Origin of the sequence: Streptomyces sp. f51, assembly GCF_037940415.1 — a bacterium.
Lineage (GTDB): Bacteria > Actinomycetota > Actinomycetes > Streptomycetales > Streptomycetaceae > Streptomyces.
The window spans coordinates 2,879,979-2,902,046 of the sequence record NZ_CP149798.1; the positions used below are offsets into that span (position 1 = coordinate 2,879,979).

A 22,068-nucleotide genomic window follows, 5' to 3' on the forward strand; every position below is an offset into this window, starting at 1 on the left:
CTCCCGCCCCGCCGTCTCCCGCGCCCCGTCAGGTGAACACCGACGGGGGTGATTCGAGGTGCTCGAGCTCGATGCCGGGGGCCGCGAGCACCACGTCCCCCGCGATGTGCACGGCGTGCATTTCCCCGGTGTCCAGCGCCGTGACCTGGTATTCGTCCACGGTCAGGGGACCGTTGTCAGTGGCGTGTGTTTCGCTTGCGATCAAGGCCCAGGACTGATCGAGGGTGCGCGGGGCGAGGACCGGGTCGGTGAACGCGACGAGGCGGACGCGGGTCGCCGCGACGGTGGCGGAAGGGGTGAGGCGAAGGAGGCGGGCGGTGGCGACGAGGAAGGCGGGAGAGGTCCCGGTGAAGGCGTGGGCGGGCACGTTGCCTTCGGTGGCCTCGATCCCGGCGGGGTCGGTGCGGACCCAGGTCACGCCGTCGAGGGCGGCACCCCGCACCTGCCAGCCGGAAGCGCGCAGTTCGAGTCGGATGGGGCGGCCGAGATCGTCGAGGGCGAGGTCGACGGACCCGGTGACCGTCGCCGGTCCGGGCTCGGGCAGGCCGTCCGGCGCGGTGCCGGAAGGGGCGGTGAGCTGGGAGACATAGCGCCAGCCCGAGGGTCCTGGCGCGCAGTTGAAGTGTTCGTCGGCGAGAGGGGTGTGATCGTGCGGATCATGGAGCGAATAGCGGCCACGGGGCATGGGCGTTCAGGTCCTCATCGGGGACAGGCCCCCGCCGGGACGGCGAGGGCCTGCTGACATCCGGACGCCGAGCGGTGGTACCGCTGCTCGGCGGGCGTGCTCAGTAGCGGTAGTGGTCCGACTTGTACGGGCCCTCGACCTCGACACCGATGTACGAGGCCTGCTCGGGGCGGAGCGTCGTGAGCTTCACGCCGAGCGCGTCGAGGTGGAGACGGGCGACCTTCTCGTCGAGGTGCTTGGGCAGCACGTAGACGTCGGTCGGGTACTCCTCCGGCTTGGTGAACAGCTCGATCTGGGCCAGGGTCTGGTCCGCGAACGAGTTGGACATCACGAAGGACGGGTGGCCGGTCGCGTTGCCCAGGTTCAGCAGGCGGCCCTCGGACAGCACGATGATGACCTTGCCGTCGGGGAACTTCCAGGTGTGGACCTGGGGCTTGACCTCGTCCTTGACGATGCCGGGGATCTTCGCGAGGCCGGCCATGTCGATCTCGTTGTCGAAGTGACCGATGTTGCCGACGATCGCCTGGTGCTTCATCTTGGCCATGTCCGCGGCCATGATGATGTCCTTGTTGCCCGTCGTGGTGACGAAGATGTCGGCCTTGTCGATGACCTCGTCGAGGGTCGTGACCTGGTAGCCGTCCATCGCCGCCTGAAGGGCGCAGATCGGGTCGATCTCGGTGATGATCACGCGGGCGCCCTGGCCGCGGAGGGACTCGGCGCAGCCCTTGCCCACGTCGCCGTAGCCGCAGACGACGGCGGTCTTGCCGCCGATCAGGGTGTCGGTGGCGCGGTTGATGCCGTCGATCAGAGAGTGGCGGCAGCCGTACTTGTTGTCGAACTTCGACTTGGTGACGGCGTCGTTGACGTTGATCGCCGGGAACAGCAGGGTGCCGTCGCGGTACATCTCGTACAGGCGGTGGACGCCGGTCGTGGTCTCCTCGGTCACGCCGCGGATCTCCGAGGCGAGCTGGGTCCACTTCTGCGAGCCGTTACTGATCGTGCGGTTGAGGAGTTCGAGGACGACGCGGTGCTCGTCGTTCTCGGCGGTGTCGACGGAGGGGACCTTGCCGTCCTTCTCGTACTTGACACCGTTGTGGACGAGGAGGGTGGCGTCACCACCGTCGTCCAGGATCATGTTCGGGCCGCCGGTGGGGGTGTTCGGCCAGGTCAGCGCCTGCTCCGTGCACCACCAGTACTCCTCCAGGGTCTCGCCCTTCCAGGCGAAGACCGGGACGCCCTGCGGGTTGTCGGGCGTGCCGTTCGGGCCGACCGCGATGGCGGCGGCGGCGTGGTCCTGGGTGGAGAAGATGTTGCAGGAGGCCCAGCGGACCTCGGCGCCGAGGGCGACGAGGGTCTCGATGAGGACGGCGGTCTGCACCGTCATGTGCAGGGAGCCGGTGACACGGGCGCCCGCGAGGGGCTGCGTCTCGGCGTACTCCTTGCGGATCGACATCAGGCCGGGCATCTCGTGCTCGGCGAGGGTGATCTCCTTGCGGCCGAAGTCGGCCAGGGAGAGATCGGCGACCTTGAAGTCCTGTCGGTTGTCGACAGTCGTCATGGAGAGCTGCTCCTCGGTATCGGGGCGAGGTGGGTAGGGCTGTTCTGCGCGGCGGCGGCACGACCCGTGCCCGACGGGGCGGGGACATGCTTCGGCGGGGCACATGTGTGCCCGGTGCGCGCAGCGCAGTCCGTCGGAGGCCCTCTCTCCCTCGGCCGGTCCGCGGTGGGACCGCCCGACCGCCATCAGCAGCGACGTCTGGCTCAGTCACCAAGCTACACCGGTGGGACTGTCCCTCCCCAGTCCACCTCTGGACAAAGCGGCCTTCGCGGGCCGGACGGAAGGGGCTCGGCCCTGCTGCCGGGCGGCGGAGCGGGGTGTCGGACAGAGGAACGCCGCCGGGGCCCGTCCGTGTTCTCGGACGGGCCCCGGCGGGTGGGAACGGTGGTGGGGACGGTGGTGCGACAGCCGGTGGGGTCAGTGGTCGGCCGGCGTCGGCGTCGGTCCCCCGGGCGTCGCGGCGGGGTCCGGGCCCTTGGCGGCCGCGGCCTCGCTGTAGATGTCCGGCTCCAGGTAGATCACCCGGGCGATCGGGACGGCGGCGCGGATGCGGGCCTCGGCGGCGTCGATCGCCCGGGCCACCTCGGTGGCCGAGTCGTCGTGCTGGACGGCGATCTTCGCGGCGATCAGCAGTTCCTCGGGGCCGAGGTGGAGCGTGCGCATGTGGATGATGCCGGTGACGGTGTCGCCGTCGACCATCGCCGCCTCGATCTTCGCGGTCTCCTCCGGGCCCGCCGACTCGCCGAGCAGGAGCGACTTGGTCTCGGCGGCGAGCACCAGCGCGATCAGGATGAGCAGGACACCGATGCAGACCGTGCCGATGCCGTCCCAGACGCCGTCGCCGGTGAGCAGGGAGAGCCCGACCCCGCCGAGCGCGAGGACCAGACCGATGAGCGCGCCGAAGTCCTCCAGGAGGACGACCGGCAGTTCGGGGGCCTTGGCGCGGCGGATGAACTGGGACCAGGAGTGCGAGCCGCGCAGCTCGTTGGACTCCTTGATGGCCGTACGGAAGGAGAAGCCCTCGGCGATGATCGCGAAGACCAGGACGCCGACCGGCCAGTACCAGTGCTCGATCGCGTGCGGGTGCTTGATTTTCTCGAAGCCCTCGTAGACGGCGAACATGCCGCCGACCGAGAACAGGACGATCGAGACGAGGAAGGCGTAGATGTAGCGCTCGCGGCCGTAGCCGAAGGGGTGCTGCGGGGTCGCCTGGCGCTGGGCCTTCTTGCCGCCGATCAGCAGCAGCGCCTGGTTGCCGGAGTCGGCGAGCGAGTGGACGCCCTCGGCGAGCATCGAGGAGGAGCCGCTGAACGCGAACGCCACGAACTTCGATACCGCGATCGCGAGGTTGGCGCCGAGTGCCGCCACGATCGCTTTGGTGCCGCCTGAAGCGCTCATCTGCTCCTGCTGTCCCTTCGTACGCCGTCCGGACCCGTTCGTACCCTCGTACCCCGCCCGGCCCGGGCTTTGCCCGCCTTTTGCGGTGGGTCATTCTTGCAGCCCGGACCGTCGGCGCCGCGCCTCAGGTCGCCTCCGTCGTCCCGTCAGGCGACCACTGTCGCACGGAAGATCGTGCCGGATCCGGACACTTCGGCCTTTTCGCCGGCCGGTACGAACACCGAGGTGCCGGGGGTCAGGTCGATGCCGCCGGCGCGTACGGAGCCCGAGGTGCAGAGCAGGATCTGCGGGGTCTCGCGGGTGAGGTCGCGGGGATCGGCGCCCTCGGCGACGACGTACCGGGAGAGGCGGAACTCGTCGATGGGGGTCGCGTAGACCTCTTCGCCGTCGGGGGACGCCTCGGGGCGCAGGACGCCGGGGTCGGCCGCCTCGAACCGGACCACGCGAAGGAGTTCGGGGACGTCGACGTGCTTGGGGGTCAGACCGCAGCGCAGGACGTTGTCGCTGTTGGCCATGATCTCGACGCCGAGGCCGTCCAGGTACGCGTGCGGGATGCCGGCGCCGAGGAAGAGGGCCTCGCCCGGCTGGAGCCGGACGTGGTTGAGGAGCATCGCGGCGACGACTCCGGGGTCGCCGGGGTAGTGGTGGGCGAGACCGGCGTACGGGGTGTAGGCGCCGCCGAGGCGTTCGCAGGCGGCGGTGGTCTCGGCGACCGTACGGGCCATGTCCTCGGGGTCGGCGCTCAGCACGGCCGTGAGGACCTCGCGCAGCGCCGCCTCCTCGGGGTGGGCGCGCAGCAGGTCGACGTACGGCTTCAGGGAGTCGACCTCCAGGGCTTCGAGGAGCCGGGCGGCCTCCTCGGGGGCGCGGAAGCCGCACAGGCCGTCGAACTCGGTGAGGGCGCAGATCAGTTCGGGCTTGTGGTTGGCGTCCTTGTAGTTGCGGTGCGGGGCGTCGATCGGGACGCCCCGGCGCTCCTCGTCCTCGTAGCCCTCCCGCGCCTGTTCGAGGTCGGGGTGCACCTGGAGGGAGAGCGGGGCGCCCGCGGCAAGGAGCTTGAGGAGGAAGGGCAGGCGGGGGCCGAACCTGGCGACGGCGGCGCGGCCGAGTTCACGCTCCGGGTCCTCGGCGACGACCTCGTTCAGCGGACCCCGCTCCGTGCGCGAGGGCGCGCCCGGGTGGGCGCCCATCCACATCTCCGCCTGCGGCTCGCCGGTCGGCTCGGTGCCGAGCAGCCGGGGGATGGCGGTGGTCGAGCCCCAGGCGTAGGGGCGGACGGTGTTGTCGAGGCGGTCCATCGGTGTCTTCTCCATACGTGCGCCGGCCGGCCCGCGGGGTGCGGGCGCCGACCGGAGGCGTGTGTCGGGGGTGCCGGCCGCGGGACCCGGCGGTCGTGCGCGGCTTCCCGCCCAGGATCAGGCCCCCGATGCGAGCGCCAGGTAAACGGCGGCGAAATCCGTGATGGCGATCAGCTCGGCGAGGGTTTCCAGTTCGCCGCCCTCCTCGGGTTCGAGCTCGCTGATCGCGGTGTCGTGGCTGAGGGCGAGTTCGCGGGCGGCGGGGGCCGCGCTGATCCCGCCGATGGGGCGGTCACGGAGGAGCACCACGCGCGCGTGCAGTGCCTGTGCCTCCTCGACGCGGTCCCGGAAGAAGTCGTCGGGGTCCGCTCCGGCGGCCAGCGCGCCCGCGAGCAGCACGCTGTGCGAGGCGAGCGCCTCGGGGAGTTCGGCGGTGAGGGCGGGGCGGCCGGCGAGTTCGGCGAGCGCGGCGGTGAAGCGGCGGCCGGCCGGGCCGGCCGAGGTGCCCTCCGTCCAGATCACCGGGAGGGCCTCGGCCAGTTCGACGGCGAGCGTCTTGGCGGGGTTGCTGTAGGCCTCGATGGCGGGGCCGCAGCGCTCGGCGACGCGGTCGAGGCGGTCGGCGACCTTCTGGAGCGCCTGCGGCGGCGCCGTGACCAGGCCGGTGCGGTCGAGGAGGGCGAGCAGCGGGGTGAGCAGCGCCCAGAGCACGCCGGGGGCGGAGGCGGCCAGGGGCTCCTCCTGCTCGTACGGGGCGGTCGCCATCGGTACGAACAGGCCGTGGCTGCCTTCCACCCACTCGGCCAGCGGGGAGCCGGCGGGGGCGACGGCGGCGACGGTGCTGCCGCGCCGGTAGGCCTGCTCGATGAGCAGTTCGAGGCCGGGTTCGCTGCCGTCGGGGGTGGCGATCAGCAGGAGGTCGACGGGGCCGGCCCAGCCGGGCAGGTCCCAGCGCAGGGCGCCTCCGGCGGGGGCGACGCCCGTGGGGGTGATCCGGGTGAGGGGGCAGCTCGCTCCGGCGAGGGTGCCGAGCAGTTCGGCGACGCCGGTGGCGGCCATGCCGGGGCCCGCGATCAGGACGGAGCGGGGGCGGCCGTCCGGCTTCAGCTCGGAGATGCCGGCCTCGGCGGCGTGCCGGACCGCGGTGCGCACCCGGGCGCCCGCCTCGGCGGCGCCGCGGAGCAGGGCCCGCCGGTCGGCCCGGGTGAGCGCGTCGGGATCGTCGAGGAGCGATTCGTCGAGCATGGGGTCGGTAGCCTCCGATCGCCGGGGGCGGGCGCTTGCGCGTGAGCCACCGGGGTCACTTGCACGGGGTCGCCGGCGCGAGGTGCCGAGCGGCGCTGGGTCGGACCGGATGCCGGCCGGTGTGCGCCGGCCGCCGATCGGGACGGCCGCGTCGCCGTCGTCCGCGCGGGCGGCTCGGTGCCCGCGCTCGTCGTCGGGTGTCGTGGCTCGTCTTCGTGCCTGCCGCGCCGTGGCCGGCCCTCGGGCGGCGACGGCCTCTCGCGTACGGCGGTCGCGGTGCCGCCGCGCGCGAGGGGGGTGCGTCGGTTACGCGGGGCGCCGGGCCTCGTCGACCAGGAGTACGGGGATGCCGTCGCGGACCGGGTAGGCGAGGCCGCAGTCCGCTCCCGTGCAGATCAGTTCGGTGTCCTGCTCCTTGAGCGGGGCATGGCAGGCCGGGCAGGCGAGGATCTCCAGGAGGCCGGCTTCGAGCGGCATGGGGTGTCCTTCCGAAACGGTGGATGCGGCCTGGTCAGGGTACCGCTGCGGGAAGCCCGGTGCCGGGGCGCGCCCACGGTTCGTGGGCGCGCGCATCGGGTGAACCGGCCTCGGGTGCCCGGCCCCGACACCCGCCCCGGCGTCCGGGGCCGGCCCCGGACCTCGGCCGTTCCGGGGACGCTCCCGTCCCGATGGCCGGGTCAGCCGGTCACACCCCCGTCCCGGTGGCCCGGTCAGGCCCAGGGAGCGGGAGGGTCCCGGTGGGACACGCGCCTCCCCGGTGGACGGAGCACGCCCGACGGCCAGAAGTGCCCCGGTGGGACACGCACCTCCCCGGTGGACGGAGCAGGCCCGAGGGCCGGAAGTGTCCCGGTGGGACGCGTGCCTCCACGTCGTCGGGGTCGGGGCGGTGGACCGTGGGCCTGGTGGGGTGCGGAATCCGCGGCCGGGGTCAGGCCCTGATGATGGCCAGGACCTCGTCGCGGAGCCTTGTCATCGTCGCCTCGTCGCGGGCCTCGGCGTTGAGGCGGAGGAGGGGCTCGGTGTTGGAGGGGCGGACGTTGAACCAGGCGTCCTGGAGGGTGACCGTCAGGCCGTCGAGTTCGTCGATGACGGCTCCCTCGCGGCCCTCGTAGGCGGCCCTGACGGCGGCGAGGCGGGCCGCTTGGTCGTCGACCTCGGAGTTGATCTCACCGGAGCCGGCGTAGCGGTCGTACTCCGCGACGAGTCCGGACAGCGGACCGTCCTGGCCGCCGAGGGCCGCGAGGACGTGGAGGGCGGCCAGCATGCCGGTGTCGGCGTTCCAGAAGTCGCGGAAGTAGTAGTGCGCGGAGTGCTCGCCGCCGAAGATCGCGCCCGAGGTGGCCATCTCGGCCTTGATGAAGGAGTGGCCGACGCGGGTGCGGACCGGTGTGCCGCCGTGCTCGCGGACGACCTCCGGGACCGACCAGGAGGTGATGAGGTTGTGGATGACCGTGCCGCCGCCGTTCTTGGCCAGTTCGCGTGCGGCGACCAGCGCGGTGATCGCGGACGGGGAGACCGGCTCGCCCCGCTCGTCGACGACGAAACAGCGGTCGGCGTCGCCGTCGAAGGCGAGACCGAGGTCGGCGCCCTCCTCGCGGACACGCTTCTGGAGGTCCACGATGTTCGCCGGATCGAGCGGGTTGGCCTCGTGGTTCGGGAAGGTGCCGTCCAGCTCGAAGTACATCGGGACGAGTTCGAGCGGCAGACCGGAGAACACGGTCGGCACCGTGTGCCCGCCCATGCCGTTGCCCGCGTCGACGACGACCTTCAGGGGGCGGATCGAGGTCAGGTCGACGAGCGAGCGGAGGTAGGCCGCGTAGTCCTCCAGCGTGTCCCGCCCGGTGATCGTTCCGGGCGTGGCGTCCGAGGCCGGGGCACCGGAGTCGAGCCAGGTCTCGGCGAGCCGGCGGATGTCGGAGAGGCCGGTGTCCTGGCCGACGGGGGCCGCGCCGGCCCGGCACATCTTGATGCCGTTGTACTGGGCCGGGTTGTGCGAGGCGGTGAACATGGCGCCGGGCAGGCCGAGCGCGCCCGAGGCGTAGTAGAGCTGGTCCGTGGAGCACAGGCCGATCTCGGTCACGTCCACCCCGCGGGCGGCGGCTCCGCGCGCGAAGGCACGGGACAGACCGGGCGACGAGGGCCGCATGTCGTGCCCGATCACGATGGCGTCCGCTCCGGTCACCTGGACGAAGGCGGCGCCGAACAGCTCGGCGAGCGGCTCGTCCCACTGGTCGGGGACCACCCCGCGTACGTCGTACGCCTTCACGAGCTGCGACAGATCAGCAGTCACGGCCAACCCTCCAGAAGTCCACTTCGGTCACCCCAAACTACCCGTCCGCCCGGCGGCCGGCGGTGCCCGGCCCGGGCGGGGCGCTTACCTGCTCAGAGCGGCGTCCGGGAGCGGTCCGCCGGACGGGGCCTGGTCGCGCGCGAGTTCGCGGCACGCGTCCCGCCCGCCGGGTTCCCCACCGCGCCCGCGCGGCGCGGTGATCGGGGCGGGCGGAACGGCCAAGGAGGCGTTCACCTCGGCGAGTTGTGCGCAAACCGGGATGTACGCCGTGAACTGGACGGCGGTGAAGGCGAGTCGGCGGGCGGGAGAGCACGGGGTACGGCGGTCGACGCGGGCCCTGCGGCGGGGAGAGCGTGGGCCGCTCGGGGCCGCGTGGGGCGCTGAGGCGGCGCTCAGTTGTCGGGTGAGCGCAGGATCCGCAGGTGGCCGCGGCGCGCGACCTCCATCGGGTCCGCCGAGCGGGCGCTGCCGCCGGCCTCCGCCGCGCGCTTCTGCGGACGGGCCGCCTCGCGCACCGCGTTCGCCAGGGCCTCCAGATCGTCGCCGCTGGGGCGCGCGGGGCCGGAGGAGTCGGCGAGGCGGACGACCTCCCAGCCGCGCGGCGCGGTCAGGCGCTCGGAGTGCTCGGCGCACAGGTCGTAGCAGTGGGGTTCGGCGTAGGTGGCGAGCGGGCCGAGAACCGCGGTCGAGTCGGCGTAGACGTACGTCAGCGTCGCGACGGCGGGACGGCCGCAAGCGGTGCGCGAACAGCGACGTACAAGGCTCACGACGTTGGACGGTACCGCACTCTTGAGCGGGCCGCGACGACTCTCCCCCAGGTCACCCCACCGTGTCGTCCTGTGAGACGCCCCACACCGGTTGCGGAGCATCACACCCTGACCTGGGGCGACATCGGGTGCCGGGATACCGAACACACCTGAATCCGGTCACCACTTGGTGCGAATCATGTCAATTGCCATGTCAGAGATGGTCTTGGAGAGATACGGAATCGAGCTGATTCCTGCCGGGAACGGCCATCACGCGTCGCCCGGAAGACGGACGGGGCCCTGGCCCCGGTGATCCCGTGCGGGAGCGGCCCGCGCGTGGGGCCGGGCGGCCGGGCCGGGCGGGGACTACTCTTCGTCAGTGATGGACAACCCCGTACCGCCCCGCGCCGCAGCAGCCGGTCCTCGTCGCCGTGACCGCCACGGCAGGGGCATGCGCGGCCCCGTGGCGCCGCCCCAGGTTCCGCTCGCGGCGAGCCGTTCCGAGGTCTTCGCGGACCTCGTGCAGGACTCCGTGGAGCGGCTGGAACGACGCTGGCCGCAGCTCGCCGACATCGACTTCATGGTCCTCGAAGTCCCGCGCCTGGAACGCTCGGGCGAGGGCTGGAGCGACGAGGCCGTGCCGCTGGGCGGCACGATCGCGGCGCGCGAGGGGCGTCCCGCGCGCGTGGTCGTCTACCGCCGTCCGATCGAGATCCGCACCAAGGGGCGCGACGAGCGCGCCGCCCTGGTGCACGAGGTCGTCGTCGAACAGGTCGCCGAGCTGCTGGGCCTGACGCCGGAGACGGTCGACCCGCGCTACGGCGAGGACTGAGAACGGCCCCGGACGGGACCGTTCCCGCACATGTCAGTCCCGCGTCACTGCTTGAGCAGCACCGACAGATCCTGCTGGGCGTCCGGCACCGAGACCGTCCCGCGGTCGTCCGGGAGGTTCTGGATGGTGAAGCCGGGGACACCCTCCTGGGTCGCCGAGAGCATCCGGGAGGCGTAGACCGGGCCCCCGGAGACCTGCTCGACGGTGAGGGCGTACGTGCCCTTGAGGCCGCTCGGGACGGGCGCCTCGACGTTCTGGGTGGTTCCGCCCTTGATGGTGAACGTCTTCGAGACGGCCGTGCCGCCCCCGCTGCCCGCGGACGCGGTGACCTTGACCGTGGCACCCCCGGTCGGGGCGGTCACGGCGAGCGTGGACCCCTTGGCGGTGTTGTCGGCGACGGTCGCGCGCGCGCCGACCGGAGCGGTGGCCGGGATGAACGCGCTCTCCTGGTTCGCGCCCTTGCCGCGCACCACCCGCAGGGCGGCGACGACCGGCACGGAGGAGCCGGTGGGGGTGAGCACCAGGGAGCCCGCCTCGCCGCGGGTGACGTCCCCGAGGTCGACGGCGGTGGTCATGCCGGCCTTCACGTGCAGCGTCTCGTTGCCCGCCGGAGTGATCGTCCCCGAGGGCGAGGCGAGCCGGACCTTCAGGTCGGCGTCCGTGTCACCGGGCGCGAAGACGACCAGGCGCACGGAGGTGGCGTCCTTGGGGATGCCCGGCATGACGAGGCTGTCCGCCGGATCGGTGGAGGCGCCCAGCCAGTCGCCGCCCGTCTTGGCGTCCAGTGCCTGCACGGCGGCGCCGACCCGGCCGCTGCGGACCTTCACGTGCACGGTCAGGTCGTTCTGCGGATCGCCGGCGAGGGTGTTCAGCAGGATCGGCTCGCTGGCGTGCGCCTGGACCGTGATCCCGTCGGCCACCGTGGACTTGAGGGTGCCGTCCTTGCCGTACAGATCGATGTCGACGACCGCCGCCGCGTCGTCCGGGTTCGTCAGGTGCACGTAATCGGTGCGCTGCGCCGCGGTGCTGGCGCCCGGGAACCAGAACTCGGTGTCCGGGGCGGTGCAGTTGGTGCCGAGCAGGCCGCGTCCGACGCCCGCGACGACCTCGGTGCTCTGCTGGACCGTCCAGCCGGGTGCGAACTTGCCGGACGCGAGGCCGACGAGCGCGGGCGCGTCGGAGCCCGAGAGGTCGCCGGTCGCCGGCTTGCCGGGCTCCTTGGGCTGGACGACGGGCTTGGCGGTCTTGGCTCCGCCCTTCTTGCCGCTCTTGCCGCCGGACGAGCCGGTCCCGTCGACCGACTCCTCGGCGGCGGCCTGGAGTTGGGCCTTGCCGCTGCCGCTCGCGCCCTCCACGACGGGTGTGTAGGAGGTGTACGAGGTGTCCGCGATGTCGGAGGTGCTCGGCTGCGGGCACAGCAGGCTGGTGCGCTCCACGGGCAGCCGCGCGGCCGTGGCGGCCACGCCGGTGGTGCCCGACGTGCCGGACGGCTTGAGGGTCGCGAACCCGGTGACGGCGCCGAGCGCGGTCACCGCGGCGATCAGGGACAGGGTGGTGCGGTTCACTGATGGCTCCCGTCGGGGCGCTCATGGTCGGTGCCGTGCGGCCGGGTGGGGTCGTACGCCGGGTCGTAGCCCTGCTCGCCCGTGTCGTAGCCCTGGCCCCGGGGGTCGAAGGGCACGCCGTTCGCGTCGTAGCCCTGGCCGTAGTTCTGGTCGTACGCCGCCGTGCCGCCGTAGGCGTACGGGTCGTACTGGCCGCCCTGGTAGGGATCGGAGCCGTACTGCTGCTCGTAGGTGCCCGCCGGGTACCCCTGCTGACCCTGCTGCGCCTGCTGGCCCTCGTACCGATCGCCGCCGTAGCCGTCGTACTCGGCGTTCGCGTAGCTCGCGTCGTCCCAGTCGCCGTACGACTGCTGGTGCGGGACGGAGACGGCCGGGGCCTCCCGGTCCTCGTCCTCGTCGGCGTCCGCCCGGAACCCGTCGTCGAACTCCTGGTCCTCGTCCGGCTGCCCGGACTCCGCCTCGGCCTCGGCCTGGGCGCGCAGACGGCGGGCACGGCGGCCGTCGCCCGTCAGGTCCTCGGCGGTCACCGGCTGCTGTTCCTCGGGGAGGTCGTCGTCGATGTCCCGGCGCCGCCCGGGCAGGGCGAGCACCACGAGGACCAGGGCGAGGGCACCCTGCGCCCACAGCCAGGCCGTGTGGGTCAGCGGCGCGTCGAACGTGATGTCCAGCTTCCCGCCCTCGGCGGGCAGCCGGAAGCCCTGGGCCCAGCCGTCGACCGTGGTGCCGGTGAGCGGCTTGCCGTCCAGCGTCGCCGTCCAGCCGGGGTCGGCGCTGTCGGCAAGGCGCAGGACGCGGCCGTCCTGTCCGGTGGGGATCGTGGTGTGCACCTCGACCGGGCCGGCGGCGATGGACTCCGGGGCGCCGGACGCGGGGACGATCGCGGCGCGTGAGACCTGCTGGTCGACGCGCCACAGGGCGCTGCCGTCCTGCTGGCTCAGCCGGGACAGGCCCGTGGTCGCGTCCAGGACGCGGCTCACCTCGCGCGGCGCACCCTTGCGGACCAGGACGTAGCGCACGGCGAAGCCGCCGAGCTCGTCGGCCTGGTCGGCGCCGGATCCCGCCACGAGGTTGGCGACGACCTTGTCGAGCTTCGTGTTCTCGCCGCTGGAGGAGGCGAGTTCGGCGTCCCCGAGGCGGGCGCCGGAGCCGCGGACGAGGACGTAGCCGACCTCGGCGGGCGAGCGGCTGTCCAGGACGAGGGTGCGGGCCTGGTCGCGGGTGCCGCTCTCCTCCGCGACGAACGCGGGCACCTGCACCGGGTCGCGGCGCTCCACGGGTCCGTCGGCGCCGCGGATGATCCAGCCGGCGGCGACGAGCAGCGGGCCCGCGGCACAGGCGAAGGCGATGAGCGCGGCCACCGGCTGACGCCAGCCGAAGCTCTGCTCGGCCACGCGCGCGCGTGCCCCGTCGGAGCCGACGGCGGCGGCGGCGAGCAGCGCGAGGCCGTACACCAGGGTCGCGGGTCCCGCCCAGGTGGAGCGGTTGGACAGGGCCGCGAAGACGAGTGCCACGATGGCGATGACCCAGGCCGTGCGGATCCCGGCCTGGCGCTCGGAGCGCAGCAGGGCGGCCAGCGCGGCGAGCACGATGCCGAAGAGCATCAGTCCGCTGACGGTGCCGGGCCCGCCGGGGCTGGCGCTGAGCAGGTCGAGCGCGGAGGCCGCGCCGGTGCCGTAGTCGAGGCCCGCCTGCTTGAAGAAGCCGAACGGCAGCAGGGTCAGCGACCAGGGGGCGAGGACCAGCAGCGGGGTGCCGAGCTGGGCCAGGAAGCGCAGTCCGTAGGCGGGGATCTCCCTGCGGCGCACGACCAGGAGCGCGAGGCCGAGGACGAGCGCGATGGGCCACACGATCGGGGTGAAGGCCGTGGTGAAGGTCAGCAGCAGGGCGTACGCCCAGGTCGCGCGCCAGCTGCCGCGCGCGCGGGAGCCGTTCGTGAGACCGCTGGCCGCGATGCCCGCGCGCGCGATGAGCGGCAGCAGGATCGCGAGGACGGCGGTGCCGATGCGGCCGCCGGCGAGGGCTCCGGTGGCGGCGGGCAGGAAGGCGTACGCGACGGACGCCCAGGCGCGGAGCAGCCGGGACTCGACGAGGGGGCGCGAGGCGAAGTACGCGGCGAAGCCGGCCAGCGGCACGGATCCCACGAGGAGCACGGTGACCGCGAGGCCGGTGGAGCCGAGGAGCGTGGAGGCGAGGAGGGCGACGAGCGCGAGGTAGGGCGGGGCGGACTGGGTGGAGCCCGCGCCGACCGGATGCCAGGCGTCGAGGTAACGCGCCCACAGTTCGGAGGCGTCGGAGGGGGCGGGCAGCAGCGCGCCGCCCGCGAGGGCACCGCCGCCGAGCAGTTGGCGGCAGGCGAGGAGCGAGACGAACAGGAGCACCAGGAAGAGCATCGGGCCGGGGTTGCGCGCGATGCGCTTGATCCGGGCGAACTGCTCGATCTCCAGGAAGTCCCCGTCGTCGCCGCCGGGTCCGGACTCGACGGCACCTCCGTGCCGTCCGGCGCCCGTGGTGGCCTCGGCGTCGGATCCGCTCGTCAGGTTGCCCGCGACCTGCTCGAAGGTGGCGCGCACGGTGGCGCCGGGGGGCGGGAACAGGGGCCGCAGTTCGCCCTTGTCGACCTGCGGGCGGCCGCGCCTGCGCCGTCCGGCGATGATCCGCTCGGGTCGCAGCAGGACGCTCAGGAGGCCGCGGATCTCGTCGACGGCCTGTCCGGGGACCTTGCCCACGAGGTAGGCGACCGTGCGCATCAGGGTGCCGAGGACCAGGCGGATCATGATCCAGGGGACCTGCGCGGTACGGGCGTTGACGAGCAGGGTGTAGACGGCGCCCGCCTTGTCGACCCGGTGCGGGGACGCGGCGGTGCGGCCCACGCAGTCGACGGCCCGGCGCTCGCGGGAGGCCGCCTCGGCGTGCCGTACGACGGCTTCCGGGGCGACGAGGACCCGGTGGCCCGCGGCCTGGGCGCGCCAGCACAGGTCGACGTCGTCGCGCATGAGGGGCAGCCGGCGGTCGAATCCGCCGAGCTCCTCGAAGACGTCGCGGCGGATGAGCATGCCGGCGGTGGACACGGACAGCACGGGGTGGACGTGGTCGTGCTGTCCCTGGTCCTGCTCGCGCCGGTCGAGACCGGTCCAGCGACGGCCCGAGTTGGCGATGGTGACGCCGACCTCGAGGAGGGCTCTGCGGTCGTACCAGCCGCGGAGCTTGGGGCCGACGACGGCGACGTCCTGGCCGGCCTCCTGCTCGCTCTCCACGACGCGCAGCATGTGGGCCAGCGCGTCCGGCTCCGGGGCGCTGTCGTCGTGCAGCAGCCACAGCCACTGCTCGGGCTCGCCGTGCGGAAGGTCCGGCATGTCGTAGGTGTCGTCGCGCCAGCTGCGGGTGACGGGGTCCCAGCCGCTCGGACGCTTCAGATAGGGAAGGTCGTCCGGGGTCAGCTCGGGGGCGGTGCGGGTCACCTCCTCGACGGCCTGGCCGAAACCGGTGCGCCGCGCCAGGTGGAGCACACGGTCGGCGCCGAGCGCCTCGGTGAGCAGCTGGGCGGATTCGTCCGCGCTGCCGGTGTCGGCCGCCACCGCGTTCTGCACGGGGCGGTCCTGGCCGAGCAGCCCGGCGAGCGCCTGCGGCAGCCAGCGGGCGCCGTCGTGGGAGACGAGCACCGCGGTCACTACATGGCGCGGGAACTCAGGGGTGGCAGCGGCGTCGTTACTGGCTGCCGAAAGGCTGTGCACGGACATCGAGGTACGGGCCCCGGTTCGATGGACTGCGGTGGACGTCTGTGTCCGGCGGGGACAGCGGGACGTCTCGGACGAGGGCCCACACTAACGGCTGGGAAAGACGGCGGCCCGCCGCCTGTGGATAACCCACGTGCGACGGGCCGTTCCTTACGTAAGAGTGTGTGCCGTTTGGTCGGTGGCACCCGCCGGTGCGAACCGGTGTCCCCGGTCCGCTTCTCCGTACGACCGTTCTCAGACGGCGGCCTTCTTCAGCCGGCGCCGTTCCCGCTCGGACAGACCGCCCCAGATGCCGAACCGCTCGTCGTTGGCGAGCGCGTATTCGAGGCACTCGGAGCGGACCTCGCAGGCGAGGCAGACCTTCTTGGCCTCGCGGGTGGAGCCGCCCTTCTCGGGAAAGAACGACTCGGGGTCGGTCTGGGCGCACAGCGCGCGCTCCTGCCAGCCGAGTTCCTCGTCCGCGTCGTCGACCAGCAGTTGCTGCACCAGCTCGGTCATGTGCGCCCCTCGTCTGTCTTTCGCGTCCCCGTGATGCTGCCGTCACCTGTTCCGGCTGAACGACACGAGTGAAATTACAAGTGTGCCGATCCGGGCCAGTCAAGCCGAGATCTGCTATTAGGCCCCTTATTCACTCTGCGGAACCAAGGCTATGCGGAAAGTGTTCAAATCGGCATAAACCCTGACAGCCCAAGAGGTCCAGGTCAGACGCCCATCCCTCACAGAGGAGGACGTCCAGGCGTTCGATCTCGTTCCGACGCAGACCCCGAAGCGAATCGGATCACATTTAGATCACGGGATCGCGGCGAGGTTTGTTCACCCGGTTGTGCGCCATGTGTCCGGGGAGCCCACTGAACAAACCTTTCGCCTGTCAGATGAACCGGATGAGGTGAAACATCTCCCACATACCGGACATGCAGTTGACAGTGGAGGTGTGAACCGGTGTCCTTGTGGGCATGTTCGCGCACTTGGCTCCCACCTCGACCCGCACCGCCGGGTCCCTCGGTGCTGCCCGCGCGCGCTGTAGCTGTTGTTGCTGTCCCAGCTGTTGAGCCCTACCGCGCTCCGGCTGCCTCGCCGCCACTGAGGCGAATCCCCGCCCCTCACCGGGGCCACTGCCCTCACCCGGGCTCCTCTCCGCTCCCGACCAGGGCGGAACCCCCGCTCGCGACCCGGGCGGAAACGGCCAGCGACACCCCAGCACTCTCCCGCCGAGGAACCACCGCACCCATGAACAGCGACAGCGACCTCCAGATCGCCGGCGACATCCTCGAAGTCCCGCACCTGCTCCAGCCGCCGCGCGAACACCCGGCCACCGTGGCCGAGTTCGCCGGTCTCGCGCGCTCCATCGCCGCCGACCGCTCCCGGTGGGAACACCTCGTCCGCTACGACGCCGCCTCGCGTTGGTACCACCGGCTGCACACGGGACCCGGCTACGAGGTGTGGCTCCTGTCCTGGGTGCCGGGACAGGGCAGCGGGCTGCACGACCACGGCGGCTCCTCCGGCGTGCTGACCGTGCTGGACGGCGCGCTGACCGAGCGCACCGAGCGGGGCACACGCGCCCTGGGCTCCGGCGCGCAGCGGGTGTTCGCGCCCGGCTATGTCCACGAGGTCGTCAACGACTCGCTCGAACCGGCCGTCAGCCTGCACGTCTATTACCCGGGTCTCACCGAGATGCCGATGCACGCGGCGCGGTGCGCGGTCGCCGAGACGGTGTGAGGGGTTCTCGGGGCGGTGCGCGGGGCGGTGCGCGGTCGCCGGGACCGTGTGACGGGTGACGTGTTCGAGCCGTCGGCCGGGGCGGCCCGTCGTAACCGGCTGACACGATGTCGTAGCCGCCTGCGAGACTGAGCCCCATGCGCATTGTGGTTCTGGCAGGCGGTATCGGTGGTGCACGGTTCCTGCGTGGTCTCCAGCGGGCCGTGCCGGACGCGGACATCACGGTCATCGGCAACACCGGCGACGACATCCATCTCTTCGGGCTGAAGGTCTGCCCGGACCTCGACACGGTGATGTACACGCTCGGCGGCGGCATCAACGAGGAGCAGGGCTGGGGGCGGGCCGACGAGACCTTCCATCTCAAGGAGGAGCTCGCGGCGTACGGCCTCGGACCCGAGTGGTTCGGGCTCGGCGACCGCGACTTCGCGACGCACATCGTGCGGACGCAGATGTTGGGCGCGGGCTATCCGCTCAGCGCCGTCACCGAGGCCCTGTGCGACCGGTGGAAGCCGGGCGTGCGTCTCATCCCCATGTCCGACGACCGGGTCGAGACCCATGTCGCCGTCACCCTGCCCGAGGGCGACCCGTCCGGGGCCGCGGGCGAGCGCAAGGTGATCCACTTCCAGGAGTACTGGGTCCGGCTGCGTGCCTCCGTGCCGGCCGAGGCGATCGTGCCGGTGGGCGCCGAGCAGGCGAAGCCCGCTCCCGGGGTGCTGGAGGCCATCGCGGAGGCGGACGTCATCCTCTTCCCGCCGTCCAACCCCGTGGTGTCCGTCGGCACCATCCTCGCCGTGCCCGGCATCCGCGAGGCCATCGCCGAGGCGGGGGTGCCGGTCGTCGGCCTCTCCCCCATCGTCGGTGACGCCCCGGTGCGCGGCATGGCCGACAAGGTCCTGGCCGCGGTCGGCGTCGAGTCCACCGCCGCCGCGGTCGCCGAGCACTACGGCTCGGGTCTGCTGGACGGCTGGCTCGTCGACACCGTGGACGCCCCCTCCGTGGAACGCGTCCGGAGCGCCGGCATCCGCTGCCGGGCCGTACCGCTGATGATGTCCGACCTCGACGCGACGGCGGAGATGGCGCGGGAAGCGCTGGCACTGGCGGAGGAGGTACGGACGTCATGAGCACGATGGACGCGGCGGCGGCCGGAGACGCCCGGAACGCGGAAGGGCACGCGGGAGCGGAACGGCCCGAGCGGCCCGTCGGCACGGGCTACCGTGTCTGGGCGCTGGACGGGCTTCCCGAGGTGCGTCCGGGGGACGATCTGGCGAAGCTCGTCGCCGCGGCGGAGCCCGGACTGGTGGACGGCGACGTGCTGCTCGTCACCTCCAAGATCGTGTCGAAGGCCGAGGGCCGGATCGTCGAGGCCACCGACCGGGAGGCCGCCATCGACGCCGAGACCGTCCGGGTCGTGGCGCGGCGCGGCGCGCTGCGGATCGTCGAGAACCGGCAGGGTCTCGTGATGGCCGCGGCCGGCGTCGATGCCTCCAACACCCCCGCCGGGACGGTGCTGTTGCTGCCCGAGGACCCCGACGGCTCCGCGCGGGCGATCCGCGCCGGACTGCGGGACGCGCTCGGTGTCGACGTCGGCGTCGTGATCACGGACACCTTCGGACGGCCCTGGCGCACCGGGCTCACCGACGTCGCGATCGGCGCCGCGGGCGTCGAGGTCCTGGACGACCTGCGCGGCGGCACCGACGCGCACGGCAATCCGCTCAGCGCGACGGTCGTGGCCACCGCCGACGAACTCGCCGCCGCCGGTGACCTGGTCAAGGGCAAGTCCTCCGGGCTGCCCGTCGCGGTCGTGCGCGGGCTGGCCCACCTGGTGGGCGCCGAGGACGGCACGGGGGCACGGGCGATGGTGCGCGGGGCGCGGGACGACATGTTCCGGCTGGGCACCTCGGAGGCCGTGCGGGAGGCCGTGACCCAACGGCGTACGGTACGGGCCTTCACGGACGAGCCCGTCGACCCCGGTGCCGTACGCCGTGCGGTCGCCGCGGCGGTGACCGCACCGGCGCCGCACCACACCACGCCCTGGCGGTTCGTGCTCCTGGAGTCGGAGGCGTCGCGGACACGGCTGCTGGACGCCATGCGGGACGCCTGGATCGCGGATCTGCGGGCCGACGGGAAGAGCGAGGAGTCCATCGCCAAGCGGGTCCGCCGCGGTGACGTGCTGCGCAACGCGCCGTACCTCGTGGTGCCGTGTCTGGTCATGGACGGCTCGCACACGTACGGCGACGCACGGCGGGACGGCGCCGAGCGCGAGATGTTCGTGGTCGCCACCGGAGCGGGCGTGCAGAACTTCCTGGTCGCGCTGGCCGGGGAGCGGCTGGGCTCCGCGTGGGTGTCGTCGACGATGTTCTGCCGTGACGTCGTGCGCGAGGTCCTGGAGCTTCCGGACGACTGGGACCCGATGGGAGCCGTGGCCGTCGGACACGCGGCGGAGGCGCCGAGGGACCGGCCGGAGCGGGACGCGGCCGCCTTCGTCGCCGTTCGCTGACCGGCCCGGGTCGCCCGTCGGGCGGGGGCGCTTTCGGGGTGTTCCGGCTCGGGGGTGCGGGGGAGCGCCTACTCTCGTAGGACAGCCCCTGTGTCTTCCTAGGACCTCATCCTTGTCCGGACGTTTCGCTCCCCGGCCGACGCGTACGAGCGTGCGCGGCGGTCATGTCGTGGTGCCCGGCGCGGCCGGCGGGCGGCCGGCGGGCGCGGTGCCCCACCAGACGGCGGGGCCCGGACGCGTGCGGACGTGGACGCCGGACGGGCCACTCGATCTCGGGCTCGTGCTCGGACCGCTGCGGCGCGGACCGGGCGATCCGACCTTCCGTACGACCCCCGACGGGTCGGTGTGGCGGACCAGCCGTACGCCCGCCGGGCCCGGAACCCTGCGGGTCGCCCTGCGCGGCGGTGTGGCCCGGGGCGAGGCCTGGGGGCCGGGGGCCGAATGGCTCCTCGACGGGCTCCCGGACCTGCTCGGCGCCGCCGACGACCCCGCCGCCTTCGAGCCGCGGCACCGGCTGGTCGCGCTCGCCCGGCACCGGCGGCCCGGTCTGAGGCTGGTGCGGACCGGGCTCGTGATGGAGTCGCTGATCCCGTCCGTCCTGGAGCAGAAGGTCACCACCGACGAGGCGTACCGGGCCTGGCGGCTGCTGGTCCGGAGGTTCGGGGAGCCGGCGCCGGGGCCCGCCCCCGAGCGGATGTACGTCATGCCGGCGCCGCGGACGTGGGCCCTGATCCCGTCCTGGGAGTGGCACCGGGCCGGGGTCGACGACAAGCGGGCCGGCACGATTCTGCGGGCCGTGCGGGTCGCTGCGCGGCTGGAGGAGGGCGTCGGGTTCGATGCCGAGGGGGCCCGGCGGCGGCTGGAGCTGGTGCCGGGGGTCGGGCCGTGGACGTCGGCCGAGGTCGTGCAGCGCAGTCATGGTTCGGCGGATGCGGTGACCGTCGGGGATCTGCATCTGCCGGGGATCGTGGGGTACGCGCTGGCCGGGGACCGGGACGCCGACGACGCCGTGATGCTGGAGCTGCTTGAGCCGTATGCCGGGCAGCGGCATCGGGCCGCTCGGCTGATCCTGCTGTCCGGGCGTACTCCTCCCCGGCGTACGCCGAAGATGCCGCGCACGGACATCGGGCTGCTCTGACCTGGCGTCCCGCCTCCACCGGCCCGGCCCTGTCCTGTCCTGTCCTCGCCCGCCTTGCGCCGAGCGTCGGCGTGCCTCGTCGCAAGCCGGATTTCGCCCCCTCCGCCCCTGCCCGTCCCGGGGGCTCCGCCCCGGACCCCGCTCCTCAAACGCCGGAGGGGCTGAGAGTGCGGACCGGAGGGGCTGGATCCTTGCCCCTCCGGCGGGGTTTCGTCGGGTTACTGGTCCGAGGAGAAGCGGAGGGTCGCCGCCGGGATCCGGGCTTCGCACCAGACCCGGACTCCCTCGCGGAGTTCGTTGTCGGGGCCGACGACCGCGCCGTCTCCGATGACGGTGCCGGTCAGGTGGGTGCGTTCGCCGATGCGGGCGCCGGCTCCGACGAAGGAGTCGGTGACGACCGCGCCGGACTCGACGACGGCTCCGGCGAGGATCGTGCTGCCGGAGATCCGGGCGCCCTCGCCGATCCGGGCGCCCTCACCGACCACCGTGCCACCGGTGAGCTTGGCGTCGGGGGCCACCGTGGCCGTGGGCAGGACCAGCCGGTCGCCGCAGCGGCCGGGAACGGCCGGGGACGGGGCGCGCCCGAGCACCAGGTCGGCGGAGCCGCGGACGAAGGCCTGGGGGGTGCCCAGATCCAGCCAGTAGGTGGAGTCCACCATGCCCTGGAGGTGGGCGCCGGTGGCCAGGAGCTCCGGGAAGGTCTCCCGCTCCACCGAGACGGGGCGGCCCGCGGGGATCGTGTCGATGACGGAGCGGCGGAAGACGTACGCCCCCGCGTTGATCTGGTCGGTGACGATCTCCTCGGGGCTCTGCGGCTTCTCCAGGAAGGCCGTGACGCGCCCCGTGGCGTCGGTGGGGACCAGGCCGAACGCGCGCGGGTCCTCCACCCGGGTCAGATGCAGGGAGACGTCCGCGCCCGTCGTCTCGTGGGTCGTCACCAGAGCCCGGATGTCCAGGCCGGTGAGGATGTCGCCGTTGAAGATCAGGACCGGGTCGTCGGGGCCCGAGCGCAGCCGGGAGGCCACGTTGCGGATGGCGCCGCCCGTGCCCAGCGGCTCCTCCTCGGTGACGTACTCGATGTGCAGGCCCAGCGAGGAGCCGTCGCCGAAGTACGGCTCGAAGACCTCGGCGAGGTAGGAGGTCGCCAGCACGATGTGGTCGACGCCCGCGGCGCGCGCCCGCGCCAGCTGGTGCGTGAGGAAGGGGACCCCGGCCGCCGGGACCATCGGCTTGGGGGTGTGCACCGTGAGCGGGCGCAGCCGGGTGCCTCTGCCGCCGACCAGGAGGATCGCTTCTGTCACCTGTCGTCTCTGCTTCCTGCCGGGACCGGCCGAACTGTCTTTCGGCCGGCCAGTTTATGCAGACC

17 protein-coding genes are annotated in these 22,068 nt (G+C 73.0%); 5 read left to right on the forward strand and 12 right to left on the reverse strand.

The features are described 5' to 3' along the window. Nucleotides 1-28: 28 nt before the first annotated feature. From WJM95_RS12600 to WJM95_RS12635, 8 genes are all read right to left on the reverse strand, one after another. On the reverse strand, nucleotides 29-685 hold the full coding sequence (locus tag WJM95_RS12600; protein ID WP_339129704.1) for a hypothetical protein: 657 nt from the start codon (nucleotides 683-685) through the stop codon (nucleotides 29-31). A gap of 100 nt (nucleotides 686-785) precedes the next feature. After that, nucleotides 786-2,243 carry an adenosylhomocysteinase gene (ahcY, locus tag WJM95_RS12605; RefSeq protein WP_339129705.1) on the reverse strand — a complete coding sequence of 486 codons (1,458 nt, stop codon included), beginning with the start codon at nucleotides 2,241-2,243 and terminating at the stop codon, nucleotides 786-788. A gap of 417 nt (nucleotides 2,244-2,660) precedes the next feature. Next, nucleotides 2,661-3,641 (reverse strand): cation diffusion facilitator family transporter, encoded by a 981-nt coding sequence (locus tag WJM95_RS12610; RefSeq protein WP_339129706.1) that lies wholly within the window; start codon nucleotides 3,639-3,641, stop codon nucleotides 2,661-2,663. 146 nt (nucleotides 3,642-3,787) lie between these two features. Then, on the reverse strand, nucleotides 3,788-4,939 hold the full coding sequence (manA, locus tag WJM95_RS12615; RefSeq protein WP_339129708.1) for a mannose-6-phosphate isomerase, class I: 1,152 nt from the start codon (nucleotides 4,937-4,939) through the stop codon (nucleotides 3,788-3,790). 117 nt (nucleotides 4,940-5,056) lie between these two features. Beyond that, nucleotides 5,057-6,184: an SIS domain-containing protein gene (locus tag WJM95_RS12620; RefSeq protein WP_339129709.1), complete on the reverse strand. Its 1,128-nt coding sequence runs from the start codon at nucleotides 6,182-6,184 to the stop codon at nucleotides 5,057-5,059. 306 nt (nucleotides 6,185-6,490) lie between these two features. Further along, entirely contained in the window at nucleotides 6,491-6,661 is a 171-nt protein-coding gene (locus WJM95_RS12625) for a Trm112 family protein (RefSeq protein WP_242765862.1), read from the reverse strand. A 451-nt stretch (nucleotides 6,662-7,112) separates the two neighbouring features. Next, the gene (locus tag WJM95_RS12630; protein ID WP_339129710.1) at nucleotides 7,113-8,474 is read right to left on the reverse strand and encodes a phosphomannomutase/phosphoglucomutase; all 1,362 of its coding nucleotides are present in this window, start codon (nucleotides 8,472-8,474) and stop codon (nucleotides 7,113-7,115) included. 392 nt (nucleotides 8,475-8,866) lie between these two features. Continuing rightward, on the reverse strand, nucleotides 8,867-9,343 hold the full coding sequence (locus WJM95_RS12635) for a DUF3499 domain-containing protein (protein WP_339129712.1): 477 nt from the start codon (nucleotides 9,341-9,343) through the stop codon (nucleotides 8,867-8,869). A 259-nt stretch (nucleotides 9,344-9,602) separates the two neighbouring features. On the opposite strand from WJM95_RS12635, the gene WJM95_RS12640 reads away from it, so the two are divergent. Further along, on the forward strand, nucleotides 9,603-10,052 hold the full coding sequence (locus WJM95_RS12640; protein WP_339135515.1) for a metallopeptidase family protein: 450 nt from the start codon (nucleotides 9,603-9,605) through the stop codon (nucleotides 10,050-10,052). A 44-nt stretch (nucleotides 10,053-10,096) separates the two neighbouring features. Here WJM95_RS12640 and WJM95_RS12645 read toward each other — a convergent pair whose 3' ends face one another. From WJM95_RS12645 to WJM95_RS12655, 3 genes are all read right to left on the reverse strand, one after another. Beyond that, nucleotides 10,097-11,617 carry a DUF5719 family protein gene (locus WJM95_RS12645; protein ID WP_339129713.1) on the reverse strand — a complete coding sequence of 507 codons (1,521 nt, stop codon included), beginning with the start codon at nucleotides 11,615-11,617 and terminating at the stop codon, nucleotides 10,097-10,099. Next, on the reverse strand, nucleotides 11,614-15,354 hold the full coding sequence (locus WJM95_RS12650; RefSeq protein ID WP_339129714.1) for a glycosyltransferase: 3,741 nt from the start codon (nucleotides 15,352-15,354) through the stop codon (nucleotides 11,614-11,616). The genes WJM95_RS12645 and WJM95_RS12650 overlap by 4 nt, the downstream gene beginning before the upstream one ends. A gap of 231 nt (nucleotides 15,355-15,585) precedes the next feature. After that, nucleotides 15,586-15,849: a WhiB family transcriptional regulator gene (locus tag WJM95_RS12655; protein ID WP_003975777.1), complete on the reverse strand. Its 264-nt coding sequence runs from the start codon at nucleotides 15,847-15,849 to the stop codon at nucleotides 15,586-15,588. Nucleotides 15,850-16,578: 729 nt separating this feature from the next. Between WJM95_RS12655 and WJM95_RS12660 the strand changes: the two genes are divergently transcribed. The 4 genes from WJM95_RS12660 to WJM95_RS12675 all read left to right on the forward strand — a co-directional run bounded on the left by WJM95_RS12660 (nucleotide 16,579) and on the right by WJM95_RS12675 (nucleotide 20,702). Continuing rightward, a complete protein-coding gene (locus WJM95_RS12660) occupies nucleotides 16,579-17,067 on the forward strand; it encodes a cysteine dioxygenase family protein (protein ID WP_339129715.1) in 489 nt (162 codons plus the stop codon). Between the two features lie 137 nt (nucleotides 17,068-17,204). Continuing rightward, nucleotides 17,205-18,188, forward strand: coding sequence for a 2-phospho-L-lactate transferase (gene cofD, locus WJM95_RS12665; RefSeq protein ID WP_339129716.1), 984 nt, complete (start codon nucleotides 17,205-17,207; stop codon nucleotides 18,186-18,188). Next, the gene (locus WJM95_RS12670; RefSeq protein ID WP_339129717.1) at nucleotides 18,185-19,564 is read left to right on the forward strand and encodes a coenzyme F420-0:L-glutamate ligase; all 1,380 of its coding nucleotides are present in this window, start codon (nucleotides 18,185-18,187) and stop codon (nucleotides 19,562-19,564) included. Before cofD ends, WJM95_RS12670 begins: the two co-directional genes overlap by 4 nt. A gap of 112 nt (nucleotides 19,565-19,676) precedes the next feature. After that, nucleotides 19,677-20,702 (forward strand): DNA-3-methyladenine glycosylase 2 family protein, encoded by a 1,026-nt coding sequence (locus WJM95_RS12675; protein ID WP_339129719.1) that lies wholly within the window; start codon nucleotides 19,677-19,679, stop codon nucleotides 20,700-20,702. 218 nt (nucleotides 20,703-20,920) lie between these two features. Here the strand turns inward: WJM95_RS12675 and WJM95_RS12680 are convergent, their stop codons facing one another. Beyond that, entirely contained in the window at nucleotides 20,921-22,003 is a 1,083-nt protein-coding gene (locus WJM95_RS12680) for an NDP-sugar synthase (RefSeq protein ID WP_339129721.1), read from the reverse strand. Nucleotides 22,004-22,068 lie beyond the last annotated feature (65 nt).